This window comes from Microcoleus sp. AT9b-C3, assembly GCF_036705485.1.
Taxonomy (GTDB): domain Bacteria; phylum Cyanobacteriota; class Cyanobacteriia; order Cyanobacteriales; family Microcoleaceae; genus Microcoleus.
Map to the genome: position 1 here is coordinate 1 of NZ_JAUBUR010000065.1, position 17,678 is coordinate 17,678.

Annotated in this window: 10 protein-coding genes; 1 reads left to right on the top strand and 9 read right to left on the bottom strand. The window is 44.9% G+C overall.

Features of this window, described 5'->3' with window-relative positions; translation table 11 throughout:
• Positions 1–166 precede the first annotated feature (166 nt).
• The 9 genes from QUB77_RS30190 to QUB77_RS30230 form a co-directional block, all read right to left on the bottom strand.
• Positions 167–376: a hypothetical protein gene (locus QUB77_RS30190; protein WP_333180675.1), complete on the bottom strand. Its 210-nt coding sequence runs from the start codon at positions 374–376 to the stop codon at positions 167–169.
• A gap of 38 nt (positions 377–414) precedes the next feature.
• The gene (locus QUB77_RS30195) at positions 415–2,184 is read right to left on the bottom strand and encodes an adenylate/guanylate cyclase domain-containing protein (RefSeq protein ID WP_333180676.1); all 1,770 of its coding nucleotides are present in this window, start codon (positions 2,182–2,184) and stop codon (positions 415–417) included.
• A 3-nt stretch (positions 2,185–2,187) separates the two neighbouring features.
• Positions 2,188–2,535 (bottom strand): response regulator, encoded by a 348-nt coding sequence (locus tag QUB77_RS30200; RefSeq protein ID WP_333180677.1) that lies wholly within the window; start codon positions 2,533–2,535, stop codon positions 2,188–2,190.
• A 484-nt stretch (positions 2,536–3,019) separates the two neighbouring features.
• The gene (locus QUB77_RS30205) at positions 3,020–8,497 is read right to left on the bottom strand and encodes an AAA family ATPase (protein WP_333180678.1); all 5,478 of its coding nucleotides are present in this window, start codon (positions 8,495–8,497) and stop codon (positions 3,020–3,022) included.
• 257 nt (positions 8,498–8,754) lie between these two features.
• Positions 8,755–9,438 carry a ribonuclease HII gene (locus tag QUB77_RS30210; protein WP_333323684.1) on the bottom strand — a complete coding sequence of 228 codons (684 nt, stop codon included), beginning with the start codon at positions 9,436–9,438 and terminating at the stop codon, positions 8,755–8,757.
• A 1-nt stretch (position 9,439) separates the two neighbouring features.
• Positions 9,440–11,770: an Rne/Rng family ribonuclease gene (locus tag QUB77_RS30215; RefSeq protein ID WP_333180679.1), complete on the bottom strand. Its 2,331-nt coding sequence runs from the start codon at positions 11,768–11,770 to the stop codon at positions 9,440–9,442.
• Positions 11,771–12,178: 408 nt separating this feature from the next.
• The gene (locus QUB77_RS30220; RefSeq protein WP_333180680.1) at positions 12,179–12,307 is read right to left on the bottom strand and encodes a hypothetical protein; all 129 of its coding nucleotides are present in this window, start codon (positions 12,305–12,307) and stop codon (positions 12,179–12,181) included.
• A gap of 911 nt (positions 12,308–13,218) precedes the next feature.
• On the bottom strand, positions 13,219–16,011 hold the full coding sequence (locus QUB77_RS30225; protein WP_333180681.1) for a TIGR03960 family B12-binding radical SAM protein: 2,793 nt from the start codon (positions 16,009–16,011) through the stop codon (positions 13,219–13,221).
• A gap of 143 nt (positions 16,012–16,154) precedes the next feature.
• Positions 16,155–16,505, bottom strand: coding sequence for an STAS domain-containing protein (locus tag QUB77_RS30230; protein ID WP_333180682.1), 351 nt, complete (start codon positions 16,503–16,505; stop codon positions 16,155–16,157).
• A gap of 382 nt (positions 16,506–16,887) precedes the next feature.
• On the opposite strand from QUB77_RS30230, the gene QUB77_RS30235 reads away from it, so the two are divergent.
• The gene (locus QUB77_RS30235) at positions 16,888–17,085 is read left to right on the top strand and encodes a hypothetical protein (RefSeq protein ID WP_015176637.1); all 198 of its coding nucleotides are present in this window, start codon (positions 16,888–16,890) and stop codon (positions 17,083–17,085) included.
• Positions 17,086–17,678: the final 593 nt, after the last annotated feature.

Here is a 17,678-nt window from a genome sequence, read left to right on the forward strand (position 1 = left end):
GGAACCTCGCTCTGTCTTGAAAGCTAAACTGCGAACGTGATTAAGCCTTTTTCAGTGCCATTGGACTAAAGTCCTCATAAAACTCGATCGGACTAAAGCAGTAAGGTGCGGTGTGCATGGAGTCCTACATATACAAATTTTGCGTAAGTTATGTATCCCTAAAACCCTAGCTTTTCTTCCTTCTTCCTTCTTCCTTCGGACTGACATCCGTTACATCCCGTACATTGCTCGTTGCCGAACTTCCTTCTTCCTTCGGACTGACATCCGTTACATCCCGTACATTGCTCGTTGCCGAACTTCCTTCTTCCATAGGACTGACATCCGTTACATCCGTTACATCCCGTACATTGCTCGTTGCCGAACTTCCTTCTTCCATCCGAAGAAAGCGAATCCGTTGCCCAACTTCCTTCTTCCTTAATTACACATTTCCCAATAAATTCGAGCCACCTTATCCCCCGGATTTTGCCGCAAACAATCCGCAAAAAGTGCCGAAGCTTCCCTAAAACTCTTCATATTGTACAAAGACAAAGCCTCAGTAAATAGTTCCATAGTCCCTAACTTCCCCGCTTTAACTTCCGGCAAATCTGCCTCAAAAACTTCATAAACCGTCACCCATTCAGACTTACCCTTAACCTGAACTTTATCAACTACCCGAATTGCATAATCACCCGGATTCCTCAAGCGATCCAATGTCTGCTGAGTAATTAACAGCGACACTCCATAATTTTTCGTCAAACTTTCAATGCGAGAAGCCAAATTAACCGCATCGCTAATCACAGTACCGTCCATCCGGCTTTTTCCGCCCACTATACCCAGAATCAAAGAACCAGTATTGATTCCCACCCCAATCTCAACTGGCACATAACCCAGAGAAGCGCGCTCTCGATTGTATTCAGCAAGAGTATGCAGCATCGCAATTCCCGCTTTCAAAGCATCATCCGCCCCCTCGCTAAACAAAGCCATAATGGCATCACCAATATATTTATCAATAAACCCTTTATTTTCCACAATCAGCGGTTCCATTCGACTCAGATAAGAATTTATAAATTTGAAATTTTCTGGCGGTGTCATTTGTTCCGAGAGAGTAGTGAAATTGCGGATGTCAGAAAACAAAACCGACATTTCCAACTCCACCGCTTCTCCCAATTTAATATCAACAATACTGTCACATCCCAAAAAAGCTAAAAACTCCTTGGGTACAAAGCGACTTGTCGCCTCCGCAATTTCTAATTCTGCATCCAGTGAAAGTTCCAAATTGCAATTGACCTCAAAGAGCTCCTCAATAAACTTTTTGCGCTCGGCCTCAGCTTCTTTGCGTTCCGTGATATCTTGAAGAGTGTTGATAGCATAAACAATATTTCCTTGTTGATCGTAGATGGGAGTAGCGAATATTTCTAGGGGAATAATCTTGTCGCCTTGATGAACTTCTGCATCGTCAGCCGTAGCACTTTCCCCCTTCAACGCGCGTACGCTGGGCAAATTTTCCGTAGGATACTTTTGATTTGTGCCTGCTTGATAGAGTTGATAAACCTCTGACAATTGCTGGGAACTGGTATCCGGCACAACTCCTTTACCAAATATCTCTTTTGCTTTCCGATTGATGTAGTAAGGTTGGCCGTCCGCATCCAGCACACCCACACCAATCGGCATGGCTTCCAAAAACTGTGTCAACCGATTTTCATTTTCGTGTAGTTTAGCAATGAGTACGGTTTGCTGGCTGTTTAACTCGGCCAACTCCTGATTTATTTGCTGAAGTTGAGCATTTTGTTGTGTGAGTTGTTTATCTTGAATATAACTATTTAGCGCTTCTCTAACCGTCAATTTCAAGTCTTCAGCTTGCCAAGGTTTGGTAATATAACGATATAAGTTTGCCGAGTTGATAGCATTGGCGATCGCCCCAATATCTGCTTGTCCTGTCAGCATAATTTTTATACTTTTAGGCAAAATTATATGAGCCTGTTTTAACAGCTCATCTCCCTTCATATCAGGCATAATGTGGTCGCAAATAATTAAAAGAACTTCCTCCCCATCCTCTAGCAATTCTTCAATTAACTCTAATGCCTCTTCTCCACCTTCAGCAATTTCGATTGTATAATCATTGCCAACAGCCTCTTGCAGTTCTGCTTTGAGGCTCCTGAGTACAGTTCTCTCATCATCCACACAGATAATTACCGGTCGGCTCATAGTTTAGATAAACCAGATTTTAATAGTTTCTAGCAAATCGGCTTCCCACCAAGGTTTAGATAAGCACCAATGGACGTTAGCCTGTTTTTTGGCTCGGTCAATTGCTAATTCATTAGCTTGACCTGTCAGCATGATTTTCAGAACATGGGGGTAGTTTTGGTGAATTTGAATCAGCAACTCATCTCCCCTGATACCGGGCATTAACCAATCAGAAATAATCAAAATAAAGCTAATTCCCTCATCGTTGATGTCATTAATTACATCTAAAGCCTCCTCACCCTCCTCAGCCCCTTCATAGATGTAGGCATCCCCAAATGCTGCTGCTAGCTGCGTCCTGAGACTGTCTAACACTATTTTCTCGTCATCAACGCATAAACTAACTGGTTTAGATATCTATGTTTTTCTCCTTCTTAATTGTTATCAGTAGCAAAAGTAAGCTGTTGGGCCTTTAAATTGTCTATCAAAAAAAATCAAAGTCTTGTGGGGTGTCCCGCCCGCCCTGAATATACAATTTAAATGCGTGACAGCTTAGTCAAAGTAGTAAAGTGTATGAGTAGGCCGCATCTTATCTTAAGATGTTACAAGTAAACGGCTCGCCAAATCCTCTCCCCCTCCCCAGTCGCCAAATTCAAGAAACTTATATGCGTAGCACCTTAGCTTAGCATAACCCATCGTACTGCTGTTTTAGATCGGTTTCCTGTTGTATCGGACTGATGAGCCTCAAAACGCTTTAACTTTGGAAATACTCCCAATGGGGTAGATTGCAGCTTAGGCGGAACCAAGTAAAATTCGACCTACTTACTACTTTATATCGTTTGCGATCGCATTGACCTGCTTATAGACTGCTCATGGGTAGGAAAACATTAAATGTAGTTTTGCCAGGAATTGATTCCACTTCAATTTTTCCCTGATGTTTATTAACAATCTTCTTGACAATATCTAGTCCTAATCCGCTGCCTTCTCCTGCAGGCTTAGTAGTAAAAAACGGGTCAAATATTTTCGCTTTTATCTCTTCTGGTATCCCTTTGCCATTGTCGGTAATGCTCATTTTAGCCTGGGCATCCTGAGCCGTTAACTCAATTGTTAGCGTGCCTCGATAATCCATTGCTTGCAAAGCATTGTGAATTAAATTCGTCCAAACTTGATTTAGCTCGTCGGGATAGCACGGTATCGGCGGGATGTCGGCATAGTTTTTGATAACCTTAACTCCCTGTTTGAGTAGATTTTGATACAGGGTTAAGATTGTTTCAATACCTTCTGTAATACTGGCTGCTGTTTTTTCGCCCGACTGTTCGTAGCGGGCATAAGTTTTTAAGGCAAAAACTACTTTTGAGGCTCTGTCTGTGGCTGTGTTGATAGTAGCGAAGCCTCTTTTTAATTCGGAAAGTTTGTAAGCGATTTCCAAGAGATGTAAACTATCGGATCTTTGCAACAAAGGGACAAAGGCATCTATTTCATTATAAACGCCCATAATCACTAGGCGATCGGCTACGGTATCGGCACTATAAATCTCTAATTCTTCCAGTTGGCTTCTCAAAGCTCTCTTCAATTTGCGTTCTTCTTTGGTTGATAAGCTTGCTTCTTGTTGGAGCGAGCGCTGAAGTAAACTCAAGAAATTATGTGCTGCTTCTGGGGAAAGAGATTGAAAAAGTGCGGGCAACTGTTCTAGAGTTTGATTTAAGAACTTAGAAACATTTCCTGCCGAGGAGCGAATCGCGCCCAGGGGAGTGTTAACTTCGTGGGCAACTCCGGCCACAAGTTGTCCTAAAGCTGCCATTTTTTCTGATTGAATCAATCCTTCTTGAGTAGCTTCGAGATGGCTTAAAGCTTGTGATAATTCTTGAGTGCGTTCTTCTACTTTTGCTTCTAAGTTGGCATATAGTTGGGCATTTTCGAGCGAGATGGCAGCTTGCGAGGACAAGACTTTTAACAGCGATACTCTGTCGGGAGTAAATGCACCTGCTACTAAGTTATTTTCTAGGTAAATTATTGAAATAAGTTTATTTTGTTTGAGCAGAGGAACGCAGATAAGTGATTTAGTTTTATGGGTCTTTATATAAGTGTCATTGGTAAATTTACCTTCACCACTAGCATCATTTAAAACAACATCTTTATGAGTGCGACTTACATAATTAATCACTGATAATGACAGTGAATTACTGCTTTCAAATGGGATTGACTGCAATAAATTGATGGTGTCGCAATCAACTGCACCGGATGCTTCAATTAGTAGTTTTCCCTGAGATTCTAACAACAAGTATCCCACCTGAGCGCCCGCATTCTCAATCATCATTGTCATCAATTTTCGGAGTAATTGCTCTAGCACAATTTCACCAGCAATGGCTTGGGAAGCTTTGATAACTGTCGCTAAATCTAAAGCTGTACTCGCTCCTGTGGTAGTGTGAGCATTGGGAACGATAGGGCCTGTGTTGTTACCAAAAATCGCCCCAGATTTTGCCTGTAATTGTGGATATCTTACTTCTAAATCCTCAACTTTTGCCTTAGCTTGCCAGCGAGTATAGCCGTAGTGCGCTCCTTTGAGATAGGTTTGGGCAATCTCCTCCATACCGCTTACCAGATAAAATTCCGCTGCTAACTCATAGGCTAAAGCTTCATCTTGAATATATCCGTTGTCTCTTGCTCCTTGAATCGATCGCTCGTAAAGTTTTGCTGCTTGCCAATTATCTCCTAATACTCGCGCTTTTTCTGCTTCTACTAAGTCGTATTTATGCTGGAAATTGAACGGAGCAAGCTCTGCCCATTGCTTCATTTGCTTTTGGTTTGATTCGACTCCCTCCAAGTTTTCCATGAGATCGGGAGAATACTGAGCGAGCAGGGCAAGAGAATAGTAGAAGTTATGGAGAGCAACATACATAAATCCCATGAGAGAATCTATGTATTCTGCGGCTGCGATCGCATTTTTCACGGCATCGGCATAGTTTTTGAATAAATAAGCGAGATTTAGTTTGGCTACGTAAACAAGACTAAGCAGCGTGCGGTTCTTGGTGGCTAGCAAACGGGGAATTATTTCCTCCTCGTTAAAGCTTTCGCCCAGCAAGCGAGATGGGGTGGCTGTTGTTTCCAAAAGATTTAAAGTAACTTGCCGCCAGATATTAGTCTGGTAAAGAGTATATTCCTGTTTTAGCTTCCATAATTGTTCGCAGGATTGCTGCATTTTTGAGGCAACACATTCTAGTCCTTCTCCAGTCAAAAACAGGGTGACACAATAAGCTTTTATACAATAACCTGCGTACTCATTATCTCCTGTTTCAAGTCCGCTTTTATTTCCCTCTAATAGTAGAGAAAGACTGCTTTTAGCGGGAGCTTTCCAGTGTCTAACTAAAGAACAAAATAAGTTATAAATTTTGGCTTTTAGCTCTATAGCATGATATATATTTACTAACTTTAGTGCCAATTCTCCGGCGTGATATCCAGTTTCTATTTTGCCTTTCCCAGAACAGATAACAGCATACGCAGCATAAGCATAAGCAGCCAAAGCTGAATAACCTTTTTGAATTGTCAGGTTAACCATTGTCAAAATAATTAACACTAAAACTCCGGGTTTCGCAAATAAAGCTGACGGACAAATAGACATCAAAATTCGCATGGCTGCGAGTTGAGCAGCGTCAGTCATTTCCGGGACGCTTTCTAAGTCCATCAGTGTTGGCAGCTCTACGTTACTATCTTCCCCTGTCGAGAGAGAAATTTCTAGTAATTTCAATGCTTCTAAACCAGTTTCTATTGCTTTAAGGGGCTGATTTTGAGCGGTATAAATTAGCACTTTTAGTTCGTAAGCTTTTACCCTGTCTAGCTGATTTATTGCTCGTTCCAAGATAACGTCAGCTAATTTTTCTGCCCTGTCAAAGTTAGTATTTAAATATTTAGCCTCTACCATTTCTTGATAGAGATTTAGGGTTAATTCATACTGCGTTTGCCAACTATCTTCGGTTAAGAGGCTTAATCCTGTATTCAAATATTCAACCGCAGCACTGTAAGCCGTCGCTGCTTTGGCTTTCTGGCCGGCTATCAAATTGAGTTGGGCAATTTCGTTTCGCTCTTGTTGATGGGTTAGTAGGGGCTGTACGACCCTGATTAACCCTACCCCGATATTGAGATGATCGACAATTTCAAATATTTTTTTTGAGCGTGTTTCGGGCGAACAGTTCTTTAGTAACAGGCGACCAATTTGTAAATGAATGGCTTGTTTTTCAGATTCGTCAATCAAAGAATAAGTTGCTTGTTGGATGCGATCATGTCCAAACTTATAGTGTTGAATTAAAAGTTGACTATCTAATTCTGAGATAGTAAAAATTAACTCAGCATGAATGGCTTTTTTCAGAGCATAGAAAATTTCAGCGGGGGAGCGATCGCAAATAATTGATAGAGTGTTTAAGTCAAACTCTGCACCTATACAGGCTGCAAAACGCAATACCTGTTGAGTAGTGGACGGCAATTTATTGAGTTTGCCCACCATTAATTCTACCACATTGTCAGTAATTGCTCTCGCCTCAATCTGAACAATATCCCACTGCCAACTGCGTTCATTGAAATCGAAATTTAGGAGATTTTCAGTATATAAGTTTTTCAATAATTCCGTAATAAAGAAAGGATTGCCACTGGTTTTTTTGAGAATTAATCCTGCTAAATCTCTGACAGCATAACGCTCACACTGCAACGTATCTGCAATCAATTCATTGATATGTGGTTGGGCTAAAGGTACTAGGGTAATCTGGTTAACAGTGGCTCCCTCAGAGCGGATATCTTCCAAAGTCAGCATCAAGGGATGAGTAGAATTGACTTCGTTGTCTCGATAAGCTCCAATCAAAAATAGATATTGGGTATCTGCATCCACCATCATCAGTTGGATTAATTTGAGGGTGGCAGAATCGGCCCATTGCAAATCGTCCAGAAAAATTACTAAAGGATGCTTTTCTGAACAAAATACGCGAATGAAATTGCCGAAGATAAGATTAAAGCGATTTTGGGATTCATTGGCACCTAATGCAGACAATGCCGGCTGTTGGCCTACAATCAATTCAACTTCGGGAATTACATCAATAATAATTTGACCGTTAGCACCAAAAGCATTTAATAATTTTTCTCGCCATTGATTAAGCTGTTCTTCGCTTTCGGTTAACAGTTGTCGCACTAATCCCGCAAAAGCACTGACAATAGCAGAGTAAGGAATATTTCGCTGAAATTGGTCAAATTTTCCAGCTATAAAATAGCCTCTCGCCTTAGTTATTGGTTTATAAACTTCGGATACCAGTGCTGACTTGCCGATGCCCGAATAACCAGCAACCAGCATTAATTCTTTACGGGATTGCTGGTTATTTTCGTTTGTGCTAATCCGAGAAAAGGCTGCTAGTAAATCTGCAACTTCTGCCTCGCGTCCGTAAAGTTTCTGGGGAATTTGGAACTTGTCGCAAATATCTTGACGACCGAGGGCGAATGATGCAATTTTGCCATTTGTCTGTAACTGGTTCAAGCATTCTTCTAAATCAGCTTTAATTCCGCAGGCACTTTGATATCGTTCTTCTGCTGTTTTAGCCATCAGTTTGAGTGCGATATCAGAAATAATTTGGGGAATTTCTGGATTAACCTGATGCGGCGGTACTGGTTGTTTGGCGATGTGGCAATGTACCAACTCCAAAGCATCGTCAGCGGTAAATGGAAGTTGTCCGGTGAGGAGTTCGTAGAATGTAACGCCCAAAGAGTAAAAGTCGGTTCGATAATCAAGAGAACGGTTCATCCTTCCAGTTTGTTCTGGAGAAATATAGGGTAATGTACCTTCTAAAACATTGGGATTTTTTAGGGTAGGATTTTCGCGGGTGAAGACAGTAGCAATGCCAAAATCGATAATTTTGACTTGCCCGGTTTCTGGGTTGAGCAGGATATTGGCGGGGTTAATGTCTTTGTGGATAATTTGGGCAGCATGAATTCGAGCCAAAATCTCTGCTGTTTGAATAGCGATGCGGAGGAAGTGTGGTAAAGATGAAATATTTGGCGTTTCTATAGGGTTATCATTCAAAATTTTTAAAGAAGTGCCACCAAAATCTTCAAAGATAATGACTAGAGTTCTTTGATACTCTTGTAGGCTATAAACTTTGACAAATCCTTCGATATTTGTGAGATTGCAAGTAATTTCGTATTCCTGCTTGTAGCGGGTAAGTTCAGCAGGATCGGGATAATCTTGATCGAGCATTTTGAAGATAACAGGTTGATTGTCCTGTTCCCGAATGCCTCGATAAACCGTCGAATTTGGGCTTTCGTAAATTCTATCGAGAATCTCGTATCCTTCAATTTTTAACATTTTGGGTGATTTTGAGAATGTTAATTTTTATGTAAAATATGGTAATCTGCACCTTCTTGAACAGTCGCTTTTTTTGAGTGGAATTATGTCTACTTAACCTGAGATGTTGCACCATTATCAATTACCCTTTTATGGGCGGGCTAGGAGCAACGGCCCACAACAAAATTCACTCTTTGTGGAAGAGGTCGAAAAACCTGTTAAGCGAGAATGGTGCAACATCTCACTTTAACCAAACTTGTATTATTGACTACAACTAGCTATCTTCGACAAGGACTAAATGACACTCGGTGAAAAGCCGATCGCCCGCAGCGTTCCAAAGCCAATTTATGTTTAGCAGTACCGTATCCCTTGTTATTTGTCAAGTCATATTCAGGATACTTAACAGCCAAACGTACTATTAATTCATCGCGCCAAACTTTCGCCACAATACTAGCTGCTGCAATCTGAATCGATCGCGCATCACCCTTAATCATCGTCTCTTGCTCGATCGCCAAATTGGGGATTCTTTGATTCCCATCAACCAAACACAAATCCGGCGTCACCTTCAACTTCAAAATAGCCCGCTTCATCGCCAACAAAGAAGCCTGCAAAATATTGAGGCGATCGATCTCCCGCACCGAAGCCGCACCAACTTGACAGTCAACCGCCACAGCCCGGATTTTTACGGCTAACCGACTCCTGGCTGCGGCACTCAACTGCTTGCTGTCGCGCACCCCGCAACTTGCTAATTCATCGAGAACTTCGTCGGGCAAAATGCAGGCAGCAGCCACCACCGGCCCGAACAAAGCCCCTCGTCCGACTTCATCCACGCCCGCAATTACTAGAGCGTTCGAGGGAGAGGGGGAAAGGGGAAGATGGAAAGATGGGAAGAGAGTAAAAATTTCTACTTCTTCCTTCTTCCCTCTTCCCTCTGACTTCTTCCTTCTTCCCTCTGACTTCATATCACTCATCCACAACGGCTGACGAGCGGCGGCGGCGGCGACGGTTGATAGCAGGCTCCTCGGGCTCGCTGGGTTGGCTGGGTTGGCTGGCTTCTATCGGCTCATGGGATTCTATCGGCTCATTGAGTTCGATCGGCTCATGGGATTCGATCGGCTCATGGGATTCGATCGGTTCATAGGATTCGATCGGCTCATAGGATTCGTCCCTCACATCGCTGGGTTCCTCCATCCGATCAAAATCATCCGTTTCGTCGATCAAACTCTCGCCATAAATTTGGGCCTCATCATCCTCATCATCATCCTCAGAAAAAGCAGGCTCAACTACCGACCTTTCTGGATAATAATCCGGTTCCTCAACATTCTGTGGAGGCGTCGTCGCTTCAAATTCAAATTCGAGCTGCTCGAAAGGCGGCTTGTTCGGGGCCGCTCCGGGGAGAGTCACCGAAACGATCGCATTCTTAGGATTTTTCACGCTGCGATCAGTAAGCACCAAAGGAGAAACCCCCATCAGAGCATAAACATCCTGCTCCTCCGCCGTCATTTCCACCGAAATCACCTCCGGAGGCTCCACCATCGGTTTCATCAACTCAGACTTAGCCGGACGCACGCGATCGAAATCCTCGCGCCTGCCAACAGTCGCCATATTCACCAGCCCGAAGCCCTCGGAAGCGGCCCGGATGCCGGGGGGCGCCAGATACTCAGAGCGCGTATCCGCCACAGGGGCGCTCGGAGTATTTGGCAGCCGCAGCTTGCTGCGCACCGGTTCCTCCTCCACCGGGAGGGCAAAAGGCTCTTCACCAATTCGGCGGCGGCGGCGCCGTCTGGTTCCGTTCCCCAAATCCTGATAGCTGGGATGGTTGAGCAAGTCCAAAGGCGAGGCGTTGCTGCCGGTCTCAAAATCCACACTATCGCTCTGAGGTTCCCAAGCAGCCCGAGCAGGTTCGGGGGGGCGTTCTTCCCGCACTGGTGCAGGAGTTGCAGCCGCCACAGGCGTCAAGCTGCGGCGTTCCAATCCTTCGGGCAAATTCAACAAAACGCGGTTTGAGGTAGCAACGGTGCGATCGCTCGATTCCCGCACGGCTGCGGCGAAGTCTTCTTCCCCGGGCAAGTGCACCAGATGACCCAACCCGCTGCAAGTAGGACAACTGTGGCCGAACAACTCGTAAATATTTTGACCTTGGCGCTTGCGAGTCAGTTCTACCAGTCCCAATTCTGACAGTTGAGCGATTTGCGGCCGAGCTTTGTCAGCTTTGAGAGCTTTATTGAAATGTTCCAGCACCTGCAACTGATCGCGGCGGGATTCCATGTCAATAAAGTCAACAATAATCACCCCGGCAATATTGCGTAACCGCAGTTGTCTAGCAATTTCCGTGGCTGCTTCGCAATTTGTCCAGAGTACCGTTTCCCGAGCCGTCGCCGATCGAGTAAACGAGCCAGAGTTGACATCTATCACCGTCAGCGCCTCAGTCGGCTCGATAATCACATAACCACCCGAAGGCAAATCAACCCTTGGTCTGAGGGCTTCTCGAATCGCAGCGTTAACCCGGAAAAATTCTAAAATCGAGGCGCGCTCTCGGTGGTGGTCGATCAAAACTCCCGCAGGAAGTTTACCGCCGTTCCAGCTCATCAACTGCTGCTTCACCCGCTTAATTCCATTTTGCGAGTCCACCACAATCCGATTCACGTCACCGCTGAACATATCTCGCAGCACCCGCTGAATAAAATCGTCATCCCGGTTGAGCAGTGCCGGCGCCCGCGAGGTACCGCCTTCGAGTTGAACGGCTTCCCATTGTTTTTGGAGGACTTCCAAATCTTCCATGATCGCTTCTTCGGTCATCCCTTCAGCTTCAGTGCGTACCAGCAGCCCCATCCCGGCCGGTTTCACCAAAATAGCCAGGGCTCTGAGGCGGTTGCGCTCGACTTCCGACTTGATCCGCCGCGAGAGATTGACTCCCCTGCCGTAGGGCATCAGTACCAAATAGCGGCCCGGCAGGGTAATGTTGCCTGTTAGCCGGGGGCCTTTGCTGCCCGTCGGTTCTTTCATTACCTGTACCACCACTTTCTGCTGGGGGGTCAGGAGTTCTGTAATTGCTCCTGCCGAGCGTTTAAGGCGCAGCGGGCCGAGGTCTGTGACGTGCATAAACCCGTTACGTTCTGGATCGCCAATATTGACGAACGCCGCATCTATCCCAGGGAGTACATTTTCAACAATTCCCAAGTAAATGTCACTGACTTGATGGCTGCCTGTGGCTACCACAAGTTCTTGGATTTGATCTTCTGAAAAGACGGCAGCAATGCGATGCTGCTCTGCTATAACTATCTGCTTTGTCATTCAATTTCCTCAAAAAACTGGCAGCAAGTTAGAGACACTTACGCACTCATAGTGCCTCTGACTTTGACTGTAATTAGTAGTAGCTTGAAGAGTTATGAGCTGTGAGTTGGTGCAGGGAGGAAGGAAATTTAACTGTTGACCGTTCACTGTTAACTGTTAACTGTTGGCTGTTCAGTTTTAACTGTTACAGATAAAGTAGTTAAACCCGCCCGTACAGAGTTATGAGTTATGCTCAGCAGATAAATCTGAGAGATAGAAATAAGGAGGCTTTTATCGAGTTAGCAATATTGAGATTTGAGTTGAGAATTGCGAACTCAATACTCAAAATTCAACACTTACAACTCTTCCTTTGAACTCAGCGAATAAATTCATTGACACCGTACCAATTTCTTAACGCACAACTTAACACTACGAACTGATAACTCCGCTTGCGTGGTGGTTGAGGGCTGGTTTTGAGGGAAAGTAGGTAGGAGTGAAAGCGCCTAGACTTTTGTTGAATTCTTGTGCGATCGCACTCAACATACCCCACCTTGGCATTCGACTGCAACCTCCGCCCCTGCCAACCCTAAAACCTCGTCAGTCGATTTTAGATTTTAGATTTTAGATTTTAGATTTACTCCACAGATGAATCTGGGAGATTGAAATTTAGTCTAAAATCTAAAATTTTGGTTCTCCACGAATTAAGTCGGGGGCTTACGATTTTAGATTTTAGATTTTAGATTTTAGATTTACTCCACAGATAAATCTTGGAGATTGAACTAAAGTGTAAAATCTAAAATTTTGGTTCTCCCTGAATTAAGTCGGGGGCTTATTTCCGTTTTTTGACGGGTCAGTCGATTTTAGATTTTAGATTTTAGATTTTAGATTTACTCCACAGATAAATCTTGGAGATTGAACTAGAGTCTAAAATCTAAAAATTTTGGTTCTTCACGAATTAAGTCGGGGGCTTATCTCGGTTTTTTGACGGGTCAGTCGATTTTAGATTTTAGGTTTTAGATTTTAGATTTACTCCACAGATAAATCTTGGAGATTGAACTAGAGTCTAAAATCTAAAATTTTTGGTTCTCCACGACTTAAGTCGGGGGCTTATCTGCGTTTTTTGACCCGTAAAAAACATCTATTGTTGAATACCCGCTCTGCGGTTTGAACCATGAGATTTTTGAATAAGCCGACCACCGACAACCAGTCGATCGAAATTAATCGCTAAATTTGGTTCAGACCCCGCTCCTGCAGGTTTGGCGCTAGATTGAGCCCGTGAATGTACAACAAAAAGGCTTGAAGTCTTGAACAGAAGCAATTTGCACCCAGCCCGCGTTGCTGGTTGACGAGGGCGGCGAGCGACTAAAGCGCTCGAGCCGCCGCGGCTTCCATAACAAGCGATTATAGCGTGAAACGACACATCCCGATCGAGAGCCGAAGGTGAAATATTCCACCACAGCTTCCCTATCTTAACCATAACCCAGGATTAGCTGACTACGCTCAACCTGCAGAAGCTGAATTTCCTGCTGGCTGACTTGTTCGAGCATGAAAATAATATGTTCTGGCTTTAGCAAGTTGCCGTCGCTGCGACAACTCCCGATAAAGCGCAAGACGGCTCTACCTTCGGATGTAGTACCAGAGGCAGAGGTGCTGCTGTCTGCTTTCGGCTCTACAAGTTCTAGTTTGTGCAGCCTTTCGCGTAAATTGACATCCTGCGTCTTTCCCGACTTAGTAGTATGCATCCGCCAAAAAGCCTCGGTTTCCGCGATCGTCTTAACCCAAGCTTCCCAATTGGCATCACGAGCCACGGAGACAGGAGCAGCATTTTCCCGGTCTAATTCGCCATTTTCTGTCAGCGAACCCCCTACAGCGACAGTAATCACGTACTCCGCTGCTTCTAACAACTGGTTAGCAGAAGGAGCCTTGAGATCGATCGACTCAACCTTGTAAATCGGAATATTTTCCGGCAGCTTAGCCACCAACTTTTCCCGAAAACTCTCAACATCGATCGACTCCGTGAGCTCAAAGTCGGCAATTTCCCCTGTGCTGGTAACGCCCAGAGGCAGAGCATTTGCCAGAGAAATCCGAGGGTTCGGGTGAAACCCGCCGGTAAACGAAATCGGCAAATCGGCTCTGCGGACTACTCGATCGAACAATCGAATCAAATCCAAATGACCAACCAAAGCCATATCGCCCACCTTCCCGAACCAAACCCGCACACGCTGTTGCCGCTCCGTATTCGGGACAAACTCCCCAGCAAACTCAGGAATTGGCAGCGCATCCACAACCACATTGTGTCCGAAATCGGTGCCACACACCCCACAGCGCGAACAACCTTCAAAGGAACAGTCGGGAACCGTCGCTGCTTCTAAAGCCTTTTGCAAGTCAATTTTAAGCCAGTTTTTGTCGATCCCCGTATCTAAATGATCCCAAGGCAAAGGTTGATCGAGAGATAGAGAGGGGGAGGGGGAGAGGGGGAGAGGGGGAGAATTGGAAAAATCTTCCTTGATTTCTCTTCCTTCTTCCTTCTTCCTTCTTCCTTCTTCCTTCTTCCTTCTTCCTTCTTCCTTCTCCTCTTCCTTCTCAAAAAGATTCCACTCGCCACTTTCGACTTGGCGGTATTTCCAGGTAAGGCCCGATTCATCTATCGCCTGAGTCCAAGCTTTATAAGCCTGATCCAAGCTTTCCCACCACGCATCCATACCCGCGCCAAGTTCCCAGGCGCGGCGGACTACAGCAGCCAAACGTCTATCGCCCCGTCCGACAAAATCCTCCATTGCCGAAATCCGCACATCAGTGTAATTCACCTTGACGCCGCGCATCCCCCGAAACTCTTCCTTCAGGAGTTTTTGCTTGCGGGAAAACTCAGCAGTAGAAACCGAGTGCCACTGAAAAGGAGTGTGAGGCTTAGGCGTAAAATTAGAAATTGTCAAGTTAAAATTCAGTCCCCGCCTGCCATTGATCCTGCATTCCCTGTGCAGCCAGCGGACTGTTTCGGCGATGCCGAGAACATCAAAATCTGTTTCTCCGGGCAAACCGATCATAAAATACAGCTTGATTTTATCCCAGCCGCGATCGACCGCAGTTTTGACACCCCGAAGCAATTCTTCGTTGGTCAAACCTTTGTTAACGATGTCGCGCATCCGCTGAGTACCAGCTTCCGGCGCAAAAGTCAAACCGCCTTGTCGCGTACCGCCGAGAATGTCGGCAATATTATCGTCGAATCTGTCAACCCGCTGACTGGGTAGAGACAGAGAGATATTTTTATCTTTCAGGCGATTTTTGATTTCCATCCCGACTGCTGGGAGTGCCAGATAGTCGGAACAACTCAGGGAAAGCAGGGAAAACTCGCTATGCCCGGTGGCTTGCATCCCCTGTTCGATCGCCTCTACGACTTGCTGCGGTTCGACATCGCGCGCGGGGCGAGTCAGCATTCCCGGCTGACAGAAGCGACAGCCACGGGTGCATCCCCGGCGGATTTCTACTGTCAGTCTGTCGTGTACTGTCTGGACGTAGGGAACCAGCCCGATCGAATAAGCTGGTATGGGAGTTGCCACGCGGCGCAGAATTCGTTCTGGAACTTGGGGGCGGTTGGGATGAACAGAACCGTCGGCCGCCATATCGTAGAATTGCGGGACGTAGACGCCTGGAATTTGCGCTAAATCCAGCAGCAATGCTTCTCGGCTCAAATTATTTGTTTTGCCTTCTGCCAAAATCAAGCCAATTTCTGGCAGCAACTCTTCTCCATCACCCAAAGCGATGAAGTCAAAAAAGTCAGCGTAGGGTTCGGGGTTAGAAGTTGCTGTTTGCCCGCCAGCAAAAATCAGCGGCATTTGACCGTTTTGGCGATTACTCGCTCTTTCTTGCCAAGTTAGGGGAATGCCGGCTAAATCCAGCATTTCCAGAATGTTTGTGGCTCCGAGTTCGTAGCTGAGGCTGAAGCCCAGAATATCAAATTCTGTGAGCGATCGCCTCGATTCTACGGCAAACAGCGGAGTTTTGGTCGATCGCAGTTTTGCTGCCAAGTCTGGTGCGGGCAAATAAGCTCGATCGCACAACTGTCTCGGCCCTGCGTTCAAAATGTTGTAAAGGATGATGTGCCCCAGATTGGAAGCACCAACTTCATAAACTTCTGGGTAAGTGAGAACCCAGCGCACCAACGCCCCGTCCCAAGGCTTGTGCGTAGATCCCAATTCGTTTCCCAGATAACGAGCAGGCTGATTAATGTCTGCTGTAAGTAATTCTTCGACTTTTACTGCCACGGCTCGACTCGCTAAATATTTGCGACTCTTAAGCAGCCTACCTTAAAATCTGCCAACACGCCAATGACAGTCGTCTGTCTTTTCGGGCTTTTAACCGAATGTGCTGTGTTTTGTGACCTGTTCTCGTCGCCCCGGAGGCTCTATCAGTGTTGTTTTACGCAGGAGTTTTCTGCTTCAAAGCTATCGACATTTTCAAATATCTCAAACACTTGATCGAGTTGGCTGAGTTCCAGAATCATCTTAATGCCGGGGGATACCGAGCAAATACTAAACCTACGCCCCATTTTTTTCGCCTGCTTCAGGCCCGAAACCAATGCCATCAAACCGGCACTGTCAATAAATGTTACTGCACCCAAATCTACGAGTACCGCTACCACTCCAGGGGCTGCAATTGCTGTCGCTAGTTGTACGCCGAATTCTCCGCAGGTGGCTGCATTCAGGTAGTCTAGGGGTCGAATCACCGTAATTGGTTTATGGGCAAGAAGTGTCTGCATATGTCAAACCTATGATTGCTACGTATTTTCAACTACTGCGCTGGACGGATGTAAGCCTAAACCTACTTGATGACTCTGAGCCTAACTTAATCTCAGGCAAACTGACCAGTTCTTTTCAGTAATTTTACTGAATCTTTATTTATTGACTCTTTTTTATGAAATTTTGTGTAAGATTTGGGCAGGAAACGTAAGCTACTATACTATTTTTTATTAATGCCAGCAGGTTAATCTTAGTAACTCTAAAAATTGCGATCGACTTTGCCCTAGCTGTTAGATAAAACTGAACAATGTAATTTAAATCACTTATTAGTTCTGATCTAGATCACCTATTTGCTCGACACTTCAGAGGAAAATTAAACTGTACGGAGTTCTCCGACTTACTATGCAAGCAACTCATGCTATTCGTCAACTTGTAGAAAAAGCCCTCTACATTAAGCAGTTGACGCCTGACATTGAAAACGAAATCAACTACGAGCTTACCCGTTTGGGGTACATCTCGGATATTGATTATGAGGCTTTAGAGTTATTAATGGATGAAATGGATGCCGGCCGGGTGCAATTGGTATCTAGCCGTCGATAGTGGAAAGCGGGCAACCAGTCCACATCCAAGAACAAAAAAATCCTTGCACGGCGGGCAATAGAGGAGTGTTAGAAGCATTTACGCCGGCCGAATATTTTTCTAATGAAGCATCTCGTTGCTGAACTTGATATTTAAGGAGATGCTGTTAAAGGCGATCGTCCGTGCACCTCTACTCAAAAGCTAAAAACTTTGACTTAAATTAAATTTATAACTTTTGGGGTATGACAAATTAGGTTAGTTGTAACTAAGAGTCATGCTTAATGAAGCAGCTAATTGCTGAACTTGATATGTGAGGAAATAGTGTTAAGGGCGATCGTCCCTGCACCTCATACAATTTTAGATTTTAGATTTTAGATTTTAGATTTTAGAAGTCGGACTACTGAGGGTTATCAGGGTTTGGATCGCCGGCTGATAGTTGCATTGTTTTTTGAGACTGCTATCAGTATCAAAAACTACCAACTTTGAGCGAAATTAAATTTCTAACTTTTGGGCATTGACAAATTAGCTCTAGTTCAGATTATAGTCATTTCAAATAAGTATGAGACACTCTTTATGCACAATAAGCACGAATAACTTCATCAAGAGATGTGCCA

Excerpts from the sequence above, each read along its gene's own strand:
- QUB77_RS30190 (WP_333180675.1), bottom strand. The coding sequence starts at position 376 with ATGGAAGAAGGAAGTTCGGCAACGAGCAATGTACGGGATGTAACGGAT.
- QUB77_RS30195 (WP_333180676.1), bottom strand. The coding sequence starts at position 2,184 with ATGAGCCGACCGGTAATTATCTGTGTGGATGATGAGAGAACTGTACTC.
- QUB77_RS30205 (WP_333180678.1), bottom strand. The coding sequence starts at position 8,497 with ATGTTAAAAATTGAAGGATACGAGATTCTCGATAGAATTTACGAAAGC.
- QUB77_RS30210 (WP_333323684.1), bottom strand. The coding sequence starts at position 9,438 with ATGAAGTCAGAGGGAAGAAGGAAGAAGTCAGAGGGAAGAGGGAAGAAG.
- QUB77_RS30215 (WP_333180679.1), bottom strand. The coding sequence starts at position 11,770 with ATGACAAAGCAGATAGTTATAGCAGAGCAGCATCGCATTGCTGCCGTC.
- QUB77_RS30220 (WP_333180680.1), bottom strand. The coding sequence starts at position 12,307 with ATGCCAAGGTGGGGTATGTTGAGTGCGATCGCACAAGAATTCAACAAA.
- QUB77_RS30230 (WP_333180682.1), bottom strand. The coding sequence starts at position 16,505 with ATGCAGACACTTCTTGCCCATAAACCAATTACGGTGATTCGACCCCTA.
- QUB77_RS30235 (WP_015176637.1), top strand. The coding sequence starts at position 16,888 with ATGCAAGCAACTCATGCTATTCGTCAACTTGTAGAAAAAGCCCTCTAC.